General features: G+C 41.9%; 12 protein-coding genes, 2 tRNA genes, 3 rRNA genes and 1 pseudogene. 5 read left to right on the top strand and 13 right to left on the bottom strand.

Annotated features, from left to right (window positions below; all coding sequences use genetic code 11):
- Positions 1 to 8: 8 nt before the first annotated feature.
- The 4 genes from FIU21_RS05465 to FIU21_RS05450 form a co-directional block, all read right to left on the bottom strand.
- A complete protein-coding gene (locus tag FIU21_RS05465; protein WP_004361469.1) occupies positions 9 to 947 on the bottom strand; it encodes a PorP/SprF family type IX secretion system membrane protein in 939 nt (312 codons plus the stop codon).
- Positions 948 to 1543: 596 nt separating this feature from the next.
- A complete protein-coding gene (locus tag FIU21_RS05460; RefSeq protein ID WP_004337463.1) occupies positions 1544 to 1765 on the bottom strand; it encodes a DUF2795 domain-containing protein in 222 nt (73 codons plus the stop codon).
- A 53-nt stretch (positions 1766 to 1818) separates the two neighbouring features.
- Positions 1819 to 2391, bottom strand: coding sequence for a cob(I)yrinic acid a,c-diamide adenosyltransferase (locus FIU21_RS05455; RefSeq protein WP_004361471.1), 573 nt, complete (start codon positions 2389 to 2391; stop codon positions 1819 to 1821).
- A gap of 36 nt (positions 2392 to 2427) precedes the next feature.
- A complete protein-coding gene (locus tag FIU21_RS05450; RefSeq protein ID WP_004361473.1) occupies positions 2428 to 3036 on the bottom strand; it encodes a hypothetical protein in 609 nt (202 codons plus the stop codon).
- Between the two features lie 305 nt (positions 3037 to 3341).
- Between FIU21_RS05450 and FIU21_RS05445 the strand changes: the two genes are divergently transcribed.
- Complete coding sequence (locus FIU21_RS05445) at positions 3342 to 4511, top strand: hypothetical protein (RefSeq protein ID WP_172891321.1); 1170 nt, start codon at positions 3342 to 3344, stop codon at positions 4509 to 4511.
- Between the two features lie 356 nt (positions 4512 to 4867).
- On the opposite strand, the gene rrf is transcribed toward FIU21_RS05445, so the two are convergent.
- The 8 genes and pseudogenes from rrf to FIU21_RS05405 all read right to left on the bottom strand — a co-directional run.
- Positions 4868 to 4980 (bottom strand): 5S ribosomal RNA (gene rrf / locus FIU21_RS05440).
- A 290-nt stretch (positions 4981 to 5270) separates the two neighbouring features.
- Positions 5271 to 8172, bottom strand: a 23S ribosomal RNA gene (locus tag FIU21_RS05435).
- Between the two features lie 224 nt (positions 8173 to 8396).
- Positions 8397 to 8470 (bottom strand) — tRNA-Ala (locus FIU21_RS05430).
- Between the two features lie 62 nt (positions 8471 to 8532).
- Positions 8533 to 8606 (bottom strand) — tRNA-Ile (locus FIU21_RS05425).
- A 185-nt stretch (positions 8607 to 8791) separates the two neighbouring features.
- A 16S ribosomal RNA gene (locus tag FIU21_RS05420) occupies positions 8792 to 10322 on the bottom strand.
- The 16S, 23S and 5S rRNA genes sit together here with 2 tRNA genes alongside, the layout of an rRNA operon.
- A gap of 572 nt (positions 10323 to 10894) precedes the next feature.
- Entirely contained in the window at positions 10895 to 11146 is a 252-nt protein-coding gene (locus tag FIU21_RS05415) for a DUF1304 family protein (RefSeq protein WP_231291296.1), read from the bottom strand.
- Positions 11147 to 11497: 351 nt separating this feature from the next.
- Entirely contained in the window at positions 11498 to 12358 is an 861-nt protein-coding gene (locus tag FIU21_RS05410; protein WP_004358608.1) for an OmpA family protein, read from the bottom strand.
- Between the two features lie 338 nt (positions 12359 to 12696).
- Positions 12697 to 12931 (bottom strand): annotated as a pseudogene (locus FIU21_RS05405) (IS4 family transposase); the annotation flags it as partial.
- Positions 12932 to 13261: 330 nt separating this feature from the next.
- Here FIU21_RS05405 and FIU21_RS05400 point away from each other — a divergent pair.
- The 4 genes from FIU21_RS05400 to FIU21_RS05385 all read left to right on the top strand — a co-directional run bounded on the left by FIU21_RS05400 (position 13262) and on the right by FIU21_RS05385 (position 19679).
- The gene (locus FIU21_RS05400; RefSeq protein ID WP_036885696.1) at positions 13262 to 13609 is read left to right on the top strand and encodes a hypothetical protein; all 348 of its coding nucleotides are present in this window, start codon (positions 13262 to 13264) and stop codon (positions 13607 to 13609) included.
- A gap of 827 nt (positions 13610 to 14436) precedes the next feature.
- Positions 14437 to 18183 carry a phosphoribosylformylglycinamidine synthase gene (gene purL, locus FIU21_RS05395; protein WP_036885697.1) on the top strand — a complete coding sequence of 1249 codons (3747 nt, stop codon included), beginning with the start codon at positions 14437 to 14439 and terminating at the stop codon, positions 18181 to 18183.
- Between the two features lie 169 nt (positions 18184 to 18352).
- Positions 18353 to 18946 carry a chromate transporter gene (locus tag FIU21_RS05390; protein WP_004358612.1) on the top strand — a complete coding sequence of 198 codons (594 nt, stop codon included), beginning with the start codon at positions 18353 to 18355 and terminating at the stop codon, positions 18944 to 18946.
- A 157-nt stretch (positions 18947 to 19103) separates the two neighbouring features.
- Entirely contained in the window at positions 19104 to 19679 is a 576-nt protein-coding gene (locus FIU21_RS05385) for a chromate transporter (protein ID WP_004358613.1), read from the top strand.
- 463 nt (positions 19680 to 20142) lie between these two features.
- Here the strand turns inward: FIU21_RS05385 and FIU21_RS05380 are convergent, their stop codons facing one another.
- Positions 20143 to 22440, bottom strand: a complete 2298-nt coding sequence (locus tag FIU21_RS05380; protein ID WP_004358614.1) for a carboxypeptidase-like regulatory domain-containing protein — start codon at positions 22438 to 22440, stop codon at positions 20143 to 20145.
- Between the last annotated feature and the right edge of the window lie 362 nt (positions 22441 to 22802).

Raw genomic sequence — 22802 nt, 5'->3', positions numbered from 1 at the left:
ATATCTTTCTATAGAAATCTTACGCTTTTATGTTTGTTCCTACCTTTCTTCTGCAGGTTTATATCGGTTTGATAGCTGACAAACAGCCCATGACTACCATTCTTGAAAGCTGCTGTACCCGTGTACATCTCATAGCTATAACCCAAGTTAATTCCGTGGAATGTTCCACCAATCATGGCTGTCACTGAGTTTGTTGGACTATAAGAGACTCCTCCGTAAAGTACTTTCTTCTCGTGTGTGTAGACTAATCGAGCGGTGAAATCAGCCCGATAGTTTACGCCATCATACCGTGCCAAGACAGAAGTCGGTATAGTAAGAAACGGATTTCGTAATTTAATATTGTATCCACCCGTTAAATAATATGTTCGATTTATCTGTAATTCATTGGTCTCTCCCAAATCTACTAAGGGCGCATTGAGATGCTGAACAGATGCACCAACATACCAGTTCTTATGCGTATAATAAACTCCAACTCCCAAATCGAGTCCTTGACCATTGACTTCTCCTTGTGCTAAAGCTGGATCGCTTGACTCTTCTGGGTCTAACTTAGAGCCATCTAATTTTTCAAAAAGCATACCCACCTGAACACCTGCAGATAGCATTCCACCCCAAAGGTCCTTACGAAAAGCGTATTGTCCCGCTACACGCTGATGAACAAAGGCTCCTAACTTATCATTCAAAATAGAAATGCCCACACCATGATATTGCTTCATGAAATAGATAGGCATGTCTGCTCCGACATAGAAAGTGTTTGGATTGTGTTCATAACCTGTAAAGTCAAGAGCATATGCACCCACAACATTCAGTTTATTGTCCTTTCCAACCGTAGCAGGATTGAACGATGGCTCCATCGCCCAATAGTGACTATAAGACGGATCGTACTGTGCCTTGACAGAGTTCCCTATCAGACAAGTGAGTGAAAATATGAGTATTAAACGTTTAAACACGTTTCTATAACGTATGCCTGGTTGAATTATTGCTTTCTATACGTATAAATATTAAAGAGCATATGGATATAGAAAGGAAAACCTCTGATAAGAAAGGTCTGCCACACCTCTACCCTTCTACATCTTCCTTGCCAAAAGAAAGAATGTGTACATAAGTGATGATTGTAAATAAACTTCACGTGTCAGATTTTTAATGATGCTCTTTTAGCTTTGAAAAGACGCCCAATTAGCTTGCAAAAGATGCCCTTTTGAGACCTAACTAACGCCCTTTTGAAATCCAATTAAGCATATCTTACAAACCAAGATTATAACTAACTGACTATAAAATAGTTGCAAGAACTAAGAAAACCATAGTTTTTCAACCAAAAACAAACAACAAAGACAAATATTTTGTCATAAAATTTCAAATAGCATAAGCGATAGTTCTATCTCTATCTGAGTCTGTATACATGGAATGTTAAACCAATAACAGATACTATATATCCAATAAAAGACTCATATACATATTAGTATGAGTTATTACTTGGGCTTTTGCTTCCCACTAACAACAATAAAAAAGAGGTTGTAACACTACGTTACAACCTCTTTTCTATTCTTTAATATTCGTCTTCATTCCACAAGAAATCGTCCTTTGAAGGATAGTCAGGCCAAATATCCTCGATACTATCATAGACATCTCCTTCGTCTTCAATTTCTTGAAGATTCTCAAGAACCTCAAGTGGTGCACCTGATCGCATTGCATAGTCAATCAGCTCATCTTTTGTTGCAGGCCATGGAGCATCTTCCAGCTTAGAGGCCAATTCAAGTGTCCAATACATATTCTTATTTTTTTACATGATTCTTAGTGCGTGCAAAAGTAACATTTATTTTCTTATCTGCAAGTATTTTTCCATGTTTTTTCACTTAAACTACTATCATTATTCAAATAACGTGACAAAATGAAGAAATAATCTGATAATCTGTTGACAAACTTAAAGATTTCAGGTGAAACTATTGCGATATGGGATAGTGTTACTATTCGACGCTCTGCACGGCGACAGATTGTACGACAAACATGACTTTGAGCAGCTGGTAGAGTTCCTCCTGGTAGAACAAAATGATGCTGTACAGGGAGTTGGGATGAGAGTTTATCGATATCTATTTCTATCTCCTTAATAAGTTTTTGTGTGCAAAAACGGTCGTCTTCCTTTATCTCTGCACAGGCGAGTTGCCCACCAATTACAAAGAGTTCTTCTTGAATTTCCACCAAAAAATCAATTAAGCTGACAAAAGTATATCCTTCTTTTAAGGTATCTGCTTGCAGTAACGAGATAAGTAAACCTATATTCGCATTTAATTCGTCTAATGTTCCATATGCTTCTATACGCATATCATCTTTCGATAAGCGACTACCATCACATAAGGAGGTCATACCCTTGTCACCTGTCTTCGTATATATCTTCATAATAGTATTACATTTCTAAAGTTTAACCTTGTATTTTCAAAAATTTACTATATATGATTGCTTTACCATATCATTATTCAGAAACAATACCCCACAATAATATAAATCAAAGCTAACACCTGTGCGCGAATCTGATATAAGCTCTGACCAGTATTTCTGAGTTTCTTTGTCACGCTTGATATTCTCTATAATCAACACACTTGATGAAGGTAAATGGTCCAATGCCTTATCAACAACGGTACGATAGTTTGCAACAAGAGGTACACGCAGCATACTATACTCACCAATGTTTGAGAATAAACGTATCAGTTCCTCTTCTGATGTCGCTTCTGTTATCCTATGATAGTTGGCTTTCTGGCAACCTGCATCTACATAAATCTTGTAGCAAGAAGAGGTTGGAAAACAATCTACAAATGTGTGACCTTGCTGATAATTCGCTAAACGGAAGTAAAACTTGCATAGTTTACGAGTTGTCTTATCAATCCCATAAACCTGCTCAGCAAGGTGGTCATATTTATAATAAGGATAATGTTCATTCACCACATAACGAATAAAACGATATGCCCAAGGTGACTGTACGCCGAATCCTCTGGAGTAGCGCACACGTCTTAGCCAAACTATAAATCGCTTGATGAAATATACCATGATAAGTTGATGTAATTGACAAAGTTAATAGTTTTTTCCTTATTAGAGAAGAAATAGACATAAAACCATTACCTTATCATCATGCAAAACATACAAATTGATTAATAAATGTATTTTTCTTCTGTCATATAGAACTATACCCTGTCTCAACAAACAAAAAAATATAGGAGAAAGTAACTTCAATAAAGAAATAAAGATTATATTTGCAGAAACAAAAAAATATAACAATGCAGAAGAAAAACCTAATACTCATCCTACTATTAGTTACATCTTTCCAATTAACGTACGCAAAAGATGACAATTGTATGAGATACGATTACAGCCGTTTGTTGCTGAATAACAATACTATTGGCTGCATCGGTAATGGGCAACGACTATACATACACTTTGATACCATTTACAAGGATAAGAAGATAGCTGAACTTTATCATGTTATTGGCAAAAGTCGTGTAAAAGATAACGTATGCTTCTTTACGGGTAATATTCATATCAGCAGATTTAAGCAGCTTGATGCCGAATTCTATCCTATCAAACGCTATAAAATGCTTGCAAAGTATGAATTTAAAGAAGATACTAAACAATATGGTGCAGGGTTATTCTCTGGTCAGTTAGAGTCTGACTTCTTCATATATAAAGACTCTGTCTATATGGATGAAGTAAATAGTGAAGTGGATGGTTATTATAATAATCAGTATGAAGGAGTGTGGAAATCGTATAAAAATAATGCTATAAAAAAAGCAAATTTTGGTATTGGGCGCATTCCAAATGATAATGGATTAGATATTGGAAGTAGTGAGTTTAGGGTTAATCCTTCCAAACAACATCTTGGATGGGATTCCTATATGAACGTAATGACTCCAAATAATAAAAACTATCAGAGAGCTACTGCTGAAGAGCAACGGGAATGGTGGAGAAAAAATAAAGAGAAAGTAGTTACTTGGGAAATAAAAATGGTAAAAGAAAAATACTTTGCCAACATCTATGTCAATCATAAGTTCCTCCAATCAGTACAGCTTACAAAGTCACAATTATACACAATTGAACAAAAGGATTACAACTTTGACGGACAACGTGACATCTGTTTCTATCCACAGCAAGAATCTAAAGCAATTATCTATCTATGGTCTACTGCTCAAGGTAAATACATAAAAGCAAAGTCTGATAGCATTAATAGCTATCCTATTATTGTTTCAGACTTAAAATTTCTTGTCACACAACAAAGTGATGATAACCAAAACTGTTATAAATGGAAGATATATCAATACACCAACAATAAGTTTGTTTTATACTCCAAACTCATAAGAGACTATACAAAAGGAATCTACCTCCTCGAAGAAACATTTGCGCCAAATGGTACCACACTCCGCACAAAGCACAACCCTACTTATGAACAACTAAATAAAAAATGGCAAAAATACTGCTTCTATGATTATCTTGACGACCTCTACAACGAGAAAGCAGGCAACAGTAAATAATTCTTTCCTTAACAGACAAGAAACCAAATAAGAAAATAAAAGACTTCAGAAAAAATACTATTAAAGAATATATTCCTCTAATTAGCCCTATTATGCCAATTAGCCTCATGAACCCAATAAACTTTATGGCTCAGTAAATTAAAGTTTCTTTCTTTTTAGACTTGCTAAAATATATGCCTATCCCCACTAAAAATCAACTGTCACATATCTACTGTCACATTATATAAGCCCTATAAGCCTTATTAGCCCAATATAATATTGCAGCTTCTGTCCTACCAACACTTCATCAACAACCAACACCCATTACCCAACAACAAAAAAGAGCCTTGAAGATTTCTCTTCAAGGCTCTCGTAAAAGAAGGCGGCCACCTACTCTCCCGCATTGCATTGCAGTACCATCGGCGCAAACGGGCTTAACTTCTCTGTTCGGAATGGGAAGAGGTGGGACCCCGCCGCAATAACCACCTGATATTTCTTTCGGATGACCAATTCACAGTAGAAAAGTTGACTAGATATTCGTCTTTATTCCTGTCTTCTTTCTGTCTTCTTATCAGTAAATCCGTTATTAAATAATGTCACGAGAACTAATAACTTGTTAACTCGTTAACTTATCAACTCGTCTACTGACTTGTCAGCCGTATAAGGTGACGTATTTCCACAAGCAAAACATATAGAACTTTTCTTCTTACGTTAGAAGAATACACAGCTCAAAGTCTGAGTCACTGGTCCCCGCACTCCAAAATTTGGAGGCGGGAGACCCGAAGAAAGTTTCGGGCAATTAGTAGTGCTCGGCTTTGACGTCACCGTCTTTACACCTACACCCTATCAACGTCATCGTCTATGACGACCCTTATGAGGAGTTCTCATCTTGCGGCTGGCTTCGCACTTAGATGCTTTCAGCGCTTATCCAATCCAGACTCAGATACCCAGCGGTGCACCTGGCGGCACAACTGGTAAACCGGAGGTCTGTCCAACACGGTCCTCTCGTACTAGTGTCAGCACCACGCAAAACTCCAACGCCCACGATAGATAGAGACCGAACTGTCTCACGACGTTCTGAACCCAGCTCGCGTGCCACTTTAATGGGCGAACAGCCCAACCCTTGGGACCTTCTCCAGCCCCAGGATGTGACGAGCCGACATCGAGGTGCCAAACCACCCCGTCGATATGAGCTCTTGGGGGGGATCAGCCTGTTATCCCCGGAGTACCTTTTATCCTTTGAGCGACGGAGTTTCCATACACGTCCGCCGGATCACTATGCCCCAGTTTCCTGCCTGCTCGGCATGTCTGCCTCCCAGTCAAGCGCCCTTATGCCATTGCACTCTATAAGGCCGGTTACCAATCGGCCCGAGGGCACCTTTGGAAGCCTCCGTTACGCTTTTGGAGGCGACCACCCCAGTCAAACTACCCACCAAGCAGTGTCCGCACCTCAGGCGCGTTAGACCTCAGACAGCCAAAGGGCCGTATTTCAAGGATGGCTCCACGAATGCTGGCGCACCCGATTCAAAGCCTCCGGCCTATCCTACACATCGGATGACCAAGGTCAATGCTAAGCTGTAGTAAAGGTTCACGGGGTCTTTTCGTCCCATCGCGGGTAATCGGCATCTTCACCGATACTACAATTTCACTGAGCTCATGGTTGAGACAGCGTCCAGATCATTACACCATTCGTGCAGGTCGGAACTTACCCGACAAGGAATTTCGCTACCTTAGGACCGTTATAGTTACGGCCGCCGTTTACCGGGGCTTCAATTCAATGCTTCCCATTGCTGGTGACATCTCCTCTTAACCTTCCGGCACCGGGCAGGTGTCAGGCTGTATACCTCATCTTTCGAGTTTGCACAGCCCTGTGTTTTTGTTAAACAGTTGCCTGGACCGATTCTCTGCGCCTCATATTGCTATGAGGACCCCTTATCCCGAAGTTACGGGGTCAATTTGCCTAGTTCCTTAACCATGAATCTCTCAACGCCTTAGTATATTCTACCCGACCACGTGTGTCCGTTTGCGGTACGGGTCGCACATACATTAAGTTTAGCGGATTTTCTCGGAAGTATGATTACCTGCACTCAAGTTATCCCGAAGGATTACCTGTACTTTCATGGTTCAACTCGGAAGGTGGATTTGCCTGCCTCCCTCATAGCCTACGCACTTAAACGCCCTATTCCGTCAGGGCGCGGCAGTGTCACTGCTCCGTCTCCACATCACTGTATATGCGAGTTGCGGAATATTAACCGCATCTGCCATCGCCTTCGCCGTTCGGCTGAGACTTAGGACCCGACTAACCCCGGGCTGATTGGCATCGCCCGGGAAACCTCGGTCTTTCGGCGAAAGGGAATCTCACCCTTTTTATCGTTACTTATACCTACATTTGCTTTTCCATAAACTCCAGGATCGGTTACCCTCACCATTCAACGCCAATGGAATGCTCCCCTACCGATACTTTTAATATACATTACTATCCCGCGCCTTCGGTATCTGACTTATACCCGATTATTATCCATGCCCGGACCCTCGACTAGTGAGCTGTTACGCACTCTTTGAATGAATGGCTGCTTCCAAGCCAACATCCTAGCTGTCACGGGGACCAGACTTCGTTAGACTAACTTAGACAGAATTTCGGGACCTTAGACGGCGGTCTGGATTCTTCTCCTCTCGGGGACGGACCTTAGCACCCGCCCCCTTACTGCACGACTGCAGTCCATAAGCATTCGGAGTTCGTCAGGTCTCGATAGGCGGTGAAGCCCTCTTGACCTATCGGTCGCTCTACCTCTTATGGAGATCGTCGCACGCGGCACCTAAATGCCTTTCGGGGAGTACGAGCTATCTCCAAGTTTGATTGGCCTTTCACTCCTACACTCACCTCATCGGGAAGCTTTTCAACGCTTATCCGTGCGGTCCTCCATCCGGTGTTACCCGGACTTCAACCTGGGCAAGTGTAGATCACTTGGTTTCGCGTCTACCCCATCTGACTCGACGCCCTTTTCAGGCTCGCTTTCACTGCGGATGCGCGTCTCATGACGCTTATCCTTGCCAGACATGGTAACTCGTAGGTTCATTATGCAAAAGGCACGCCGTCACCGCTTACGCGGCTCCGACCGCTTGTAGGCGCATGGTTTCAGGAACTATTTCACTCTCCTCATCGGAGTGCTTTTCACCTTTCCTTCACAGTACTCGTTCACTATCGGTCTCACGGGAGTATTTAGCCTTACCGGATGGTCCCGGCGGATTCGCGCAGAATTTCACGTGTTCCGCGTTACTCAGGATACCACTACGTCTCGTCATGCTTCGAATACGGGATTATCACCCTCTATGATTGTTCTTTCCAGAACATTCTTCTCACAATCTAAGTACGACAGCGTGGTCCTACAACCCCTGCTAAGCGTTGCCACAAAGCAGGTTTAGGCTCCTCCCCGTTCGCTCGCCACTACTAGGGGAATCATTATTTATTTTCTCTTCCTAAAGGTACTAAGATGTTTCAGTTCCCTTCGTTCGCCTCACTACGTCTGTAGTGATAACAGGTCTTCAACCTGTTGGGTTGTCCCATTCGGAAATCCTTGGATCAAAGGTTATTTGCACCTACCCAAGGCTTATCGCAGCTTATCACGTCCTTCATCGCCTCCGTGAGCCAAGGCATCCGCCATGCGCCCTTTCTTACTTTCTTCGCCTTCTATGTAATTGCTTACAGAGAATGTAGCTCATACTTTCAGCTGTTGTGTGATTCTAAAGAATTTGAAGTTGTTTCTTCAATAATTAGAATACTAATTCTTCCTTTTTAAAGAAAGAATAGTTCTACATTACAGTCTTGCTTGTGTCAATATGTCAAAGATCTTGTGCTGTTGTTCTGTGTGTTCTGAGGCAATGCCTCAGAAGCATAGAACAGCGAAGTGGAGAATAACGGATTCGAACCGTTGACCCCCTGCGTGCAAAGCAGGTGCTCTAGCCAACTGAGCTAATCCCCCCAAGGGATAGAGAAAGTATCAAAGCACTTTAAGTCTGTCACACATGGCTTAGCGCCAATGTGTAGTCCCAGGCAGACTTGAACTGCCGACCTCCACATTATCAGTGTGGCGCTCTAACCAACTGAGCTATAGGACTGAGTTGGAAGAAAGCACTGCGGCTTCTCATGCCAGACTTCCTTTCTCTTATTCTTAAAACAGTGTCAGTGAGTACAAGAAGAAAAATGAACCAAAGGTTCTTTTATTTGCTTGATTACCGTTAACTTGTTGACTTGTATACTTAAATACTTATCAACTAAATCAACGAATAAGCGAACTCTCCAGAAAGGAGGTGTTCCAGCCGCACCTTCCGGTACGGCTACCTTGTTACGACTTAGCCCCAATCACCAGTTTTGCCCTAGGCCGATCCTTGCGGTCACGGACTTCAGGCACCCCCGGCTTTCATGGCTTGACGGGCGGTGTGTACAAGGCCCGGGAACGTATTCACCGCGCCATGGCTGATGCGCGATTACTAGCGAATCCAGCTTCGTGGGGTCGGGTTGCAGACCCCAGTCCGAACTGGGACCGGCTTTCAAGATTTGATGCAATTTGCATTACACCATCCCTCTGTACCGGCCATTGTAACACGTGTGTAGCCCCGGACGTAAGGGCCGTGCTGATTTGACGTCATCCCCACCTTCCTCACACCTTACGGTGGCAGTGTCTCCAGAGTGCCCAGCATAACCTGATGGCAACTGAAGAGAGGGGTTGCGCTCGTTATGGCACTTAAGCCGACACCTCACGGCACGAGCTGACGACAACCATGCAGCACCTTCACAGAGACCCCGAAGGGCGTCATTATCTCTAAATCCTTCCTCTGCAATTCAAGCCCGGGTAAGGTTCCTCGCGTATCATCGAATTAAACCACATGTTCCTCCGCTTGTGCGGGCCCCCGTCAATTCCTTTGAGTTTCACCGTTGCCGGCGTACTCCCCAGGTGGGATGCTTAATGCTTTCGCTTAGCCGCTGATACCAGGTACCAACAGCGGGCATCCATCGTTTACTGTGCGGACTACCAGGGTATCTAATCCTGTTTGATACCCGCACCTTCGAGCTTAAGCGTCAGTTGCGCTCCCGTCAGCTGCCTTCGCAATCGGAGTTCTTCGTCATATCTAAGCATTTCACCGCTACACGACGAATTCCGCCAACGTTGTGCGTACTCAAGGAAACCAGTATGCGCTGCAAGTCAGACGTTGAGCGTCTACATTTCACAACACACTTAATATCCAGCCTACGCTCCCTTTAAACCCAATAAATCCGGATAACGCCTGGACCTTCCGTATTACCGCGGCTGCTGGCACGGAATTAGCCGGTCCTTATTCGTATGGTACCTGCAAATAGGGACACGTCCCTAACTTTATCCCCATACAAAAGCAGTTTACAACCCATAGGGCCGTCATCCTGCACGCTACTTGGCTGGTTCAGACTTACGTCCATTGACCAATATTCCTCACTGCTGCCTCCCGTAGGAGTTTGGACCGTGTCTCAGTTCCAATGTGGGGGACCTTCCTCTCAGAACCCCTACTGATCGTTGCCTTGGTGGGCCGTTACCCCGCCAACAAGCTAATCAGACGCATCCCCATCCATTACCGATAAATCTTTACTTCAAATCTGATGCCGTCATCGAAGACTATGCGGTATTAGTCTGCCTTTCGGCAGGTTATCCCACAGTAATGGGAAGGTTGAATACGCGTTACTCACCCGTGCGCCGGTCGACGTCCAAAGAGTGCAAGCACTCAATGCCGTTTCCCCTCGACTTGCATGTGTTAAGCCTGTAGCTAGCGTTCATCCTGAGCCAGGATCAAACTCTCCATTGTAAAATATGTGTTGGTGATAAGTGATGGGTGATAAATGATAATGGATACCAATATTCCCCAAGCACTCCACCGAGTAATCTCTGTTTCAGAACGCTTATCCTAAAAGTATCAAGTAAAAAGCACCTTTTCTTTTGTTCCTTAATTGTTTTGAGACGATGTCTCAAAAGTAGGAACAACGAATTGATCGGTTCATTTCTTTTACCCATCCATTTGATATAAAACCAAACAGACGCTTCTTGTACTACTTCTCTGTTTATGTAAATCTTTTCAAAGAACTCTTTCTTTACTGCTTTAAGTAACTTGCCAGGTGGCTTGTTTTGTAAAGCGAATGCAAAGGTATAGACTTTCTGTGTAACCTCCAAATGTTTTGAAGAATATTTTTCAAAAAACTTAAAAATCACCCAAAACCTTGACACAAATCAACCAAAACAACACCCAAAACACCCCTACCACACTCCTGGAAGCTATAAAAACTAAAATAGCGCTTTAAAAAGCCACAAAGCAAGAAATAACCCCTTAAACGCAAAATCGAAAACAAGGGAAGTTTCAATTTTAGCCAAAACAACAAATACCTACAATAGAACAAAACTATATATTAATGCCACCAAAGCTGGCGCACCCTGCTTTAAAATAATAGTTGGACTACTTGTAATACCGCCATAAATAGCCACCAATGCTACATATGACAAAAAACAACGTGTCCAAAACAAATCATTCGTAACCCAAACTGCTATTAAAATCAACACTGCCAATAAAAGATTATAGACACCTTGATTTTTAAATAACGTAGATACAGCTGGGCGACTTAATTCCTCCACTTCCATATTGAATGCACGCGCAGTTGTTCTCGATTTTGTAAATATCGTTTCAAGACACATTATACATGTGTTCGACTGCTACCAATGTAGCTAAAATCATAAAAGCAACATCCATATACAAACCTTATATTATATATAAAGAAAAAATCTGCACCTTGCCAATATGGTATAGACAAGATGCAGATTTATATTTATCAACGTTTTCTATTCTATCAATGCAGTAAATACCACAATGCTTCTCCGGGACACTCTCCACAGAAATAAATCATATATACGGAAAATACAGCCAAAATCCACATATACCTCCGTGGACATCGCTGGAGAATCAAGAACAGAACGTCATTATTCATAATCAGATTACTTTGTAGCCTTAGCCTCTGGAGCCTCACCAATGAGATCCATGAACTGATCAAGCTTTGGAGTAATGATAATCTGCGTACGGCGGTTACGCTGCTTACCCAACTCAGTATCATTAGTTGCGAGTGGGTTATACTCACCACGACCACCAGCAGTCAAACGCTTAGGATTTACACCGAAGCGATCCTGCAGATACTGTGCAACAGAAGCTGCACGGAGACAAGAGAGATCCCAGTTATTACGGATATTTTTCATCTTGTCTGTAGTAGTGTTGATAGGCACATTATCAGTGTTACCCTCAATCAGCACATCATAATCCTTATAATCAGTAATAATCTTAGCAATCTTGCTCAATGTCTGCTCAGCACGATCATTCACCTCATAAGAACCGCTCTTATAAAGCATATTGTCAGCCAAAGAGATATAAACAACGCCCTTCAGAACCTGTACATCAACCTCCTTCAACTCCTCACGGCTCAAAGAACGGGTAAGATTGTTTGTCAACACCATATTCAAAGAATCGCTCTTAGACTTCACCTCAACCAAGTGACGGATATACTGATTACTCTCGTTAATCTGATCAACAAGTTTAGAAATGTTGATATTGTTTGAATTGGCATTTCTCAAACTGTTATCAAGACTACCCTGCAATGCAGCAGCACTCTCTCTTGCCTGAGCCAACTGATCTTCCAAACTCTTGATACGTGCATTATTGGCAGCAATCGTTTCCTTAGCATTCTGATAATCTGCCGTCAACTGATTATTCTCTGTACGACAATTCTCCAAATCTTTCTTGCTGGCACAACTGCTAAATGCAAGTGTACCCAACGCCAAAGCTACAATAAAAAGACTCTTTTTCATATTTACTATTTTATTTTGGTTATTATACTACTTGTAATAGATTCATCCTACAAACATTAAAAGAAATCAGTTTATAACTATGCCAAACGTGATATTCCTACTTTTATGAAGACAACGTAAACTGACACAAAAAACTGACCTCATTTCACTGAATGCGGCATATCTATTGCAAAGATATTATAAAGACGTGTAAAACAAAGAGTTGTATAATGAGTTTAGACATTTTTAACCTGAAACTTACAATTAATGGAACTTTTTGATGAAATTATACAGAATAAACAATTGGAAGATACAATAACCGAGAGACAGGTTCTTCGAGCAAGAAAGAACATAGGAACATAGGAAAAATGTTTGTATATACGGTGGATGCTCTCGCCCACAATGCGGAAGAGGCAAAGAGAAAGGATTAAATCCGAAGCCGAAACACCGTCCTGTTTCTCCAATGAAAGACGAGATAATAGGTGACCGATGCCAAACTTGCCAAAAAGAAGAAAGAAATAAATCATCACTCATTCGAGTTTTAACACTCAAAAGTTTGGATAACTCACTTCTTTTCTCTATTTTTGCTTCCATAACAGTTTTGCTGTTTTGTCTTTAAAATCAGTTGTTTGGCGATTACTAATTTACAAAGAAAATTCGACAAACTGTTATGTTTCTATCTATATTTATTGGGGTGGGAAACTTTAGTTTATAAGATTACGTTTATTAGAGATGAAACTATTTGTAATAAGACTATTATATTCTCTATATTGTGCAGAAAGATGGAGTTATCGTATTCCGATACGAATACTTGGACCTTTTATCAACCGTGTGTGCAAACGGCTATATTTTTGGAATCCATTTGGCTATATTCAGAAAAATAATCCAACGTTAGAGCACTATATAAGAAATGTGTATAAAACAATGGAAGTCGTTTTTTATGATATAAATATAGGAGTAGGTATTGCGCGTGCAGAAGGATCATTAGCTTTTATGTTTGTTCCTTATGAAATGCTTATTCTATCAGTTTTCAAGAAATTTAGAATACTTCCTATTCAGAATTCCCATTTCCATATATTTCTTATAACCACTTGTTGTCTTTCCTTACTGTTTACCCACTTCTTGAGCGAAAAAAATGAGGAATATATAGGCTATTTCCATAAATTTGAAAGTCATAAGAATAATGCCGTTTGGCATGTCATTTCTTCTATATTTTTCATTGGCTCAGTTTGTGCAGGTATAATCTTCATTATGTGGTGGAATGAAAACTAAAGCAGAATCTGGAAATATGAAAAAATTATGTTTTATCTCAATAGCGGCTTTTGTTAGGTTCTTCCGTTAAATGCGCGGATGCTTTTCGTATTGCTTTAACGGAAGAACCGAAGTTACTTATTAAACAAAAATATAGCTAAGACTGTCAACTATCTATTCTTTTATCATCCTCTGACACTGAAAACCTTTTCATTTTAAGACTTCGAAAATCCGTAGACAAGGATTTGAAAAATTATTACATAATTTCAAATGATACATCTGTAAATAACGGCAAAAGCATATACACGGAGCAGGTTTGTAACCATAAGGAAATCAATAGGTTATAAAGTAGAAAAGTGAAAGGTGCTTAATTGGACTTCAAAAGGGCGTTAGTTAGCCCTCAAAAGAGCATCTTTTGCAAGTCAATTAGCCGTCTTTTAGAGCACAAAAGAGCATATATTGATTTTGGTCTGATTAAAAATAGTTTACAAACATCGGTCAATAAGAGCATAAACTTCTTGTAGGCGGCAGATAGATATAGTATCAATTTGCATTTTATCTTGTAGCCTATCCCCATTGAAAGACCATCTAATTTGGGATAGTCATACTAAGCAGATGTATAAGTCTTATTCTATTTTCAATCTATACATTTAACGGAAGAACCAATTATTTTCATGAAACGAAATTCAAGACAACAAATACAACTTTAGCAGGATAAGACATACAAAAACGAGTCTGATTATTTATAATACCTAAGAAGACTAAAAAACACTGGACAAAAGGGCAGTATATCCAAAGAATATCGTATCTTTGCAAACAGAAGTAACACCAAATTTTATATACAGACTATGATTCTTTTCTTCAGAACTCAGTCCAAAAGCGTGATTGCCACAGAAGTCAATCATGCATTGTCCGACGCGGAAATCAACGAACTTTGTTGGCTCTATGGCGATGCCACCTACTTGCAGAACGAACAGACACTGCAGGGCTACTATGTGGGACCACGCCGTGAGATGATTACTCCTTGGAGTACGAATGCCGTCGAGATTACTCAAAACATGAGTCTTGACGGCATTTTGCGTATAGAGGAGTACTTCCCTGTAAGCAGCAAAGAGGCTGATTATGACCCGATGTTGCAACGTATGTATGATGGTTTGGACCAGACAATCTTCACTGTCAACCACGAGCCAGAGCCTATCAAGCGTGTGGAGGACTTGGAGAAGTTCAACGAAGAGGAAGGCTTAGCACTCTCACCTGAGGAGATGGAGTATCTCCATAAGATTGAGAAGCAGAATGGCCGACCACTCACCGACTCTGAAATCTTCGGTTTCGCACAGATTAACTCTGAGCATTGCCGCCATAAGATTTTCGGTGGAGAGTTCGTCATTGATGGTAAGGTGATGGAGAGCAGTCTCTTCAGCCTCATCAAGAAGACTACAAAAGAGAATCCTGGTAAGATTCTTTCAGCTTATAAAGATAACGTAGCTTTCGCACAAGGTCCAGAGATAGAGCAGTTTGCACCAGCAAACCAAAGCACATCCGACTATTTCCGAGTAAAGCCTATTGAGAGTGTTATCTCTCTGAAAGCCGAGACCCACAACTTCCCAACTACCGTTGAGCCATTCAATGGAGCAGCAACAGGTACGGGTGGTGAGATTCGTGACCGTATGGGCGGTGGCGTTGGTTCATGGCCTATCGCAGGAACAGCAGTCTATATGACCGCTTACCCTCGTCTGACAGAAGATGACGGTACAACTCCAGCCTTACGTGATTGGGAAGACATCCTTCCTGTCCGTCAGTGGCTCTATCAAACTCCAGAGCAGATTCTTATCAAGGCATCTAATGGTGCGAGCGATTTCGGTAATAAGTTTGGTCAGCCATTAATTACTGGTTCACTACTCACATTTGAACATCAAGAGAATGGTGAGAAGTATGCTTACGACAAGGTGATTATGCTTGCAGGTGGCGTTGGTTATGGTACCAAGCGCGACTGTCTGAAGGGTGAACCACAGGCTGGTAACAAGGTAGTTGTCGTTGGTGGTGATAACTATCGTATCGGACTTGGTGGTGGTTCTGTTTCATCAGTTGATACTGGTCGTTACTCAAATGGTATTGAGTTGAATGCCATACAGCGTGCTAATCCAGAGATGCAGAAACGCGCTTATAACCTCGTACGTGCATTGGTAGAAGAAGACAACAACCCAGTTGTTTCTATCCACGACCACGGTTCTGCAGGACACCTGAATTGCTTGAGTGAGCTTGTTGAAGAATGTGGTGGTAAGATTGAAATGACACAGTTACCTATCGGTGACAAGACTTTGAGTGCCAAGGAAATCATCGCCAACGAGTCACAGGAGCGCATGGGCTTACTCATTGACGAGAAGCATCTCGACCACGTGAAGAAAATTGCTGAGCGTGAGCGTGCACCAATGTATGTTGTTGGTGAGACTACAGGTGATGCTCACTTTTCATTTGTACAGGGCGATGGTGTAAAACCATTCGACTTAGACGTAGCACAGATGTTCGGTCATTCTCCAAAGACAATCATGAAGGATGAGACCGTTGAGCGCAAATATGAGAATGTTTCTTATAGTATAAATAAGGTGGAGGAATACCTCCAGCGTGTGCTTCAGTTGGAAGCTGTGGCATGTAAGGACTGGTTGACAAACAAGGTTGATCGCTCCGTAACGGGTAAGGTAGCCCGTCAGCAGTGTCAGGGTGAGATTCAGTTGCCACTCTCAGACTGTGGTGTTGTAGCCTTAGACTATCGTGGCCATAAGGGTATTGCTACCGCACTCGGTCACGCTCCACAGGCAGGACTCGCATCACCAGAGGCAGGCTCTGTCCTTTCCGTAGCTGAATCATTGACCAACATTGTATGGGCACCATTGGCAGACGGCATGGACAGCTTGAGTCTTTCAGCCAACTGGATGTGGCCTTGTCGCTCACAGAAGGGTGAAGATGCTCGTCTTTATAGTGCGGTTAAGGCATTATCAGACTTCTGTTGTGCTATCGGTGTGAACGTTCCAACGGGTAAGGATTCACTTTCTCTGACTCAGCAATATCCTAATGGAGATAAGATTATCTCTCCAGGAACCGTCATTGTGACCAGTGGTGGTGAGGTAAGCGATGTTCGTCAGGTGGTTTCTCCAGTACTTGTTAATGAAAAGAACACACGCCTCTATCATATCGACTTCAGTTTTGACGAGCAGCGTTTAGGTGGTTCAGCCTTTGCACAGAGTCTCGGAAAGATTGGCAGTGACGTTCCAACCGTGAAAGAACCACAGTACTTCTGCGACTGTTTCGATGCTGTACAGGAGATGATTCGCCGTGGATGGATACTTGCTGGACACGACATTTCAGCAGGTGGTTTGATTACAACATTGCTTGAAATGACCTTTGCTAATGCTGAAGGTGGTTTGCATATCAACCTTCATGATATCAAGGGTGACGATGTAATCAAGAAGCTTTTTGCAGAGAACCCAGGTGTTGTTATTCAGGTTGCTGATGAACATAAGGAAGAAGTCAAAGAGTTCTTGACAGAGAACTGTATCGGATTTGCTCGTATCGGTACACCAAGTCCTGATAAGCGCACGCTCAGCATCGCTGATGGCGATTGGAAGGCAGAATTCGATATTGATGCAATGCGTGAGACATGGTATAAGACTTCGTACTTGCTCGATCGCAAACAAAGTATGAATGGCATGGCTAAGAAGCGCTGCCAGAACTATAAGAAGCAGCCAATCGAGATGAAGTTTAATGCAGACTTCACAGGTACACTCCAGCAGTATGGACTCGATGCAGACCGTTGGAAGACTTCAACACCTAACACCCATCACCAAACACCAAAGGCAGCTATCATTCGTGAGAAGGGTACCAATGGTGAGCGTGAGATGGCTTACGCACTCTATTTGGCAGGCTTTGAGGTGAAAGACGTCATGATGACCGACCTTATCACTGGTCGTGAGACTTTGGAAGAAGTAAATATGATTGTCTTCTGCGGTGGCTTCTCTAACTCAGACGTACTTGGTTCTGCAAAGGGATGGGCTGGTGCTTTCCTCTATAACCCAAAGGCTAAGCAGGCACTTGACCGCTTCTATGCACGCAAAGATACACTTTCATTGGGTATCTGTAACGGTTGTCAGTTGATGGTTGAGTTGAACCTTATCAATCCAGAGCACAAGCATCGTGCTCACCTCTGCCACAATACCAGCAAGAAGTTTGAGAGTTCATTCTTGAACTTGACCATTCCACAGAACAATAGTGTGATGTTCGGTTCTTTGAGCGGCAACAAACTCGGTATCTGGGTAGCACACGGTGAGGGTCGTTTCTACCTCCCAGAGGCAGAAGATAAGTACAATATCATCGCTAAATACAACTACGCTGAATATCCAGGCAACCCTAACGGCTCTGACTATAATGTAGCAGGTATCTGCTCTGCAGATGGTCGTCACCTTGCAATGATGCCACACTTGGAGCGTGCTATCTTCCCATGGCAGCAGGCTTACTATCCACGTGAGCGTCGTCAGGACGAGGTTACACCATGGATTGAGGCATTTGTAAATGCTCGTAAGTGGGTTGAAAGCAAATTGTAAAGTTTGCCCCTCCCCTATTGAAGGTGTAATAGATTAGTACACCTTTAATATATATAGACTACACTGAGAAACGCCCTCATCTGAGTAATATTACCTAATAGGTATATGTGAACAGATGGGGGCGTCCGTAGCTCTCAAACATTGATTTCACTATAAAAAACAAGACACAGTGGACAAAGATAACATTTCATCAACACCCAACACTCAACACCCATCACCCAAAGGCTTCTACTGGGAAGCTTTCAAAACCTTCTTTAAGATTGGAGCCTTCACACTTGGCGGTGGATATGCTATGATTTCAATTATCCAAAATGAAGTCGTAGTGAAGAGAAAGTGGATTCCAGAAGACCAGTTTGTTGACCTGATAGCTGTTGCACAAAGCTGTCCTGGTGTCCTTGCTGCAAACATCAGTGTCTTTGTAGGATATAAGATGCGAAAGACACTGGGTGCACTCGTCACTTGTTTAGGAGCTATTCTCCCCTCATTCCTCATCATTCTCTGCATCGCACTCTTCTTCCATCAGTTTATGGACATCCCTTGGGTGGCAGCAATTTTCCGTGGAATACGCCCTGCTGTCGTGGCTTTGATTGCAGCACCAACCTTTACCTTGGCTAAGAGTGCAAAACTTTCATTGGCAAACTGTTGGATTCCTATTGTCACCGCCATAGCCATTTGGCTGTTAGGTGTCAATCCTGTTTACGTCATTATTGCAGCAGGATTGGGTGGATTCCTTTATGGGAAGTTTATTAAACCGACGGAGTGAAATACCTCCCCCAGCCCCTCCGAAGGAGGGGAGAGCCTAACGAGATATAACTTCACAAAAGAAATAGCAAACGTAAGTTCCGAAGGAAGAGAGAGACGAATGGGATAATTTCGGATAAACAACACACTAAAAACAGACTAATAACAGAAATAACAACATGATATACTTAGAACTTTTCTACACATTCTTTATCATCGGACTCTTTGGATTCGGTGGAGGATATGGAATGTTATCATTGATACAAACAGAAACGGTTGTAAACCATCATTGGCTTAGCTCTGCTGAGTTTACCAACATCGTTGCTGTATCACAGATGACGCCTGGACCTATTGGTATAAACTCTGCTACCTATTGCGGTTATACAGCCGTACATAATGCAGGCTTTGGCGCAGGTATGGCAGTATTGGGTAGTCTCACCGCGACCATAGCCCTTGTACTTCCATCGTTGATAATAATGATTCTTATCAGTAAGATGTTCCTCAAGTATATGAACACACCTGTTGTACAGTCAGTTTTTTCAGGTCTACGCCCAGTAGTAGTGGGTCTATTAGCAGCTGCCACCTTATTATTATGTAATACTGAGAACTTTTCTGCACCAAGTATTAACCCTTGGCAGTTTTGGATTAGTCTATTCCTCTTTACCGCAACCTTTGTTGGTACGATGTGGTTAAAGATAAATCCTATCCGCATGATATGTTATGCTGCCTTTGCAGGACTGATACTGCTTTATTGAGAAAGCCCTCATCCACTGGTCTTCTCCCATAGAAAGGGGAGTGTTTACCCATCTTTCGCCATTGTGTTGTTGTCCAACACACATTGTGTTGTTACTGAGCACCAATCGTGCGGAGCCCTAACGAGGGTGTGTCAAAATGCAAATTAATAACTTGACAACTTTCAAACTATAAGTGTTTTTTTCTTAAAGCAAAGAAAAGACCATTTCTTTACTCAAAATCGAGTACAGAAATGGTCGTTTTAATGAATTGTTTCAAACTGTAAGATTATCAAAATGGAATTTACATTTTGACACACCCTCAGTAAAGAGGAAAGTGGACCAGTAGCTTGATAAAACATAGAAGAGGATATGCCAACAACGATAGCATATCCTCTTTTTGCGTTTGACTATCATGTATATTAGTTAATGCTTGCAAGTCCCTACCAGTGGGGACTGCCCAGCCAGAGAGATAAGGATGTTCATTTTATCTTCCATACATGATACCTGTATCATTATCAGAGTTGGAAATACGTTTATTGATACTTGATTTGCCTTTTCCATAATTCAAATTGAATGTGAAGTTAAGTAGAAGTATCCGTCTCAAACTCTTTGAGAAAGCCAGTTGCTGGTTAGGAGCGAGGCGTGACAAGTTATCCGTCTCATTTGAGTATTGTTTAGAAAAAGGTAATGCCATGATGAGATTTAACGCCCATTTGTCTTTGTTATAACCTACTGATATGGCGTGATTCGCTTCTCCTTTGGTAAGAGTTTCACCCCATAATTCATTGTATCTGGTCTGTACTACAGCTGTGAATACCCATTGTTTGTACATTACGAGTAGATTTCCATTCAGTCCCCAGTTCGAGAGTGTATGTGCGTAAGTATGCCCATTACTGATGTACCGATTGAAGAATGGAGTAAGTTGTAACGAGAACCAATCGCCAAAGGGATGCAACTTTATGTCCATTTGGGTATGTAGTCTGTGGAAGTTTTTTTGGTTATCTATTGTCCTAACAAACTTTCCGTTGTCAATATAAGTCTCTTCCATGATAGGGTGGGAATCGTAACTATACCTTCCAAATAACGATAGATCGCACCATTTTGTGCCCCAGTTTAAGGACAACTCATTCGATACGAAGGTTACAGACTTTAGGTTAGGATTGCCCTTTCTAAGCTGATATACGTCAATATCCTGTGACACATTGCTCATGTCGGATAGTGAAGGAGCATAAGCCGAAACGTATCCTTGATATTTTAAAGTTACGTTACTACAAGGTTGATAAGCGAGGGAGAGCTTTGGACGAAGGATGAACTTCGATAGCTTCTTATCGTGCTGATGGTTGTAAATACGCATCCCTCCCAACCCGAGGGTATAGGTCAGCTTGCCCAGTTTTGACATCCATTCAGTGTAAGCGAAAGTCTCCGCTGTATTCATATTTACCTGACTTTGGATGTTTCCATCATACGTGTTATTAGTGTACATCTGCGTATGCTTCAACCCAAACGACAGTTTGCTATCCTTGAACATGCGCTCATAAATACCCTCACCTATTATGGAGTACTTGTTACCATCAGTAATGGAAGCAATCGTCTGAGTAGGTTGTGTGGTTGATGATAAGGTGTATGTACGCTGGCTATGGCTATTGATGTAAGTGCCAATTAGGTCGAAGTACAAGTGCTGGTTATGGGCAAGCTCAGTTTGAAAATACAAATCTAACGAGGGCGTGTTATCGTGTCCATGCCTAAAGTCGGTGATGTGGTAGACGTCAGTACCGCGATAAAGCGTACTGATTCTATCCTCCATTGAGTTAGATTCTTTATTGTAGTAATCACGGAAGATAGCACTAATACTGCTCTTCTTAAACGAATAGTTGTACCACAGAGAGAAGTTCATATTATCAAACTTAACCTTTGTTGGCTCACCAATCTCTCTATTCTCTATGGTCTGATGAGGGTAGTGGTACTCCTCGTAGTTCTCTCTTTTCCACTTCAAATCACGCCTATTCCAATAGAAAGAAGACTTTATCTCGGATCTACCTTTGTGATAGTTGGCAGACAAAAGGTTCTCTCCATAGCCTAACATCGATAGTCCATCGGTGAGGTCACCATTGATGTTTCCACCTTTATTCTTATACTTCACAATGAAGTCGAGGACGGCTGCTGCACCGTTAAAACGTAGTCCAGGCATATCGTGGTATTCAACCTTTACAATGTCTTGAGGGCGTAGGGCTTTTACTTCTTCTATCTTTGCTATGACACCATTAATGCGTAATTGGACTGCATCTCCAGTCGTCGTCGTGATGGTATTATCAATGGTATTGACCCGAATACCAGCTAATTGCATGTTCTGTATGAGCATTACTCCGTTAGTAGAAGCCTTTAGCTGGAGTTTTGAAGGGGTGATAATCCGCCGGTCAATCTTCTGTATTTCACGCCTCCCAATCACTTCTACGCCTTTTAACTCTTGTGAGGAAGGAGTCAGTTGAATCTTTCCAAGGTCGGTATTCCTTTGTATGTTCTCCAGAGATACACGATAATCAGCATATCCCATATAGGTTATGATGAGTTCTTTGTGCCCATCGCTCTCCTCCATGGTAAGGTTAAATGAACCCTCATTGTTGGTTACTGTCTGCGTAATTAACGTTGTTTGGGTGACTAACTTGACTACGGCACCAATGATAGGGGATGTTGTTTCGTCAGTAACTTGCCCTGTTATGACAACTTTTGCTTGCAAGTTAACGTAAAAACTCAGTGCTGCTATGCACAGAAGAAATCTTTTCATTATGGTTATATCTTATAGGTTATTGGATGGATAGAGACTTGGGTAGTGCCCTGAGTGATTGTTATTTCCTCTTTAATCACTATCTATTAAAAACTAAAACTCTGCGAAATTAAAAAAAAACAACGGCATGACAAAAACTCTTCGCATGTTTTTTACATAATTGTAGATGCTTCCTCGTGTACTTGTTGTTCGATAAGCTCTTCTATATAAAAAGGTGAACTTGATACTCCCTAACCCGTAGCTACATTCGTACTCATCCATACTTCAAATCGAGTAGGAGGTAAACACTAATCATAGGTGTTTATATCCTACTTTCGTGTTCACCGACCTCTCACACCACCGTACATGCGGTTCCTATTTTG

The sequence above is a fragment of the Prevotella melaninogenica genome (assembly GCF_013267595.1).
In the GTDB taxonomy this organism is placed as follows: domain Bacteria; phylum Bacteroidota; class Bacteroidia; order Bacteroidales; family Bacteroidaceae; genus Prevotella; species Prevotella melaninogenica_D.
Note: the sequence above shows the minus strand (reverse complement) of the source record. Positions and strands in the feature narration are given on the sequence as shown.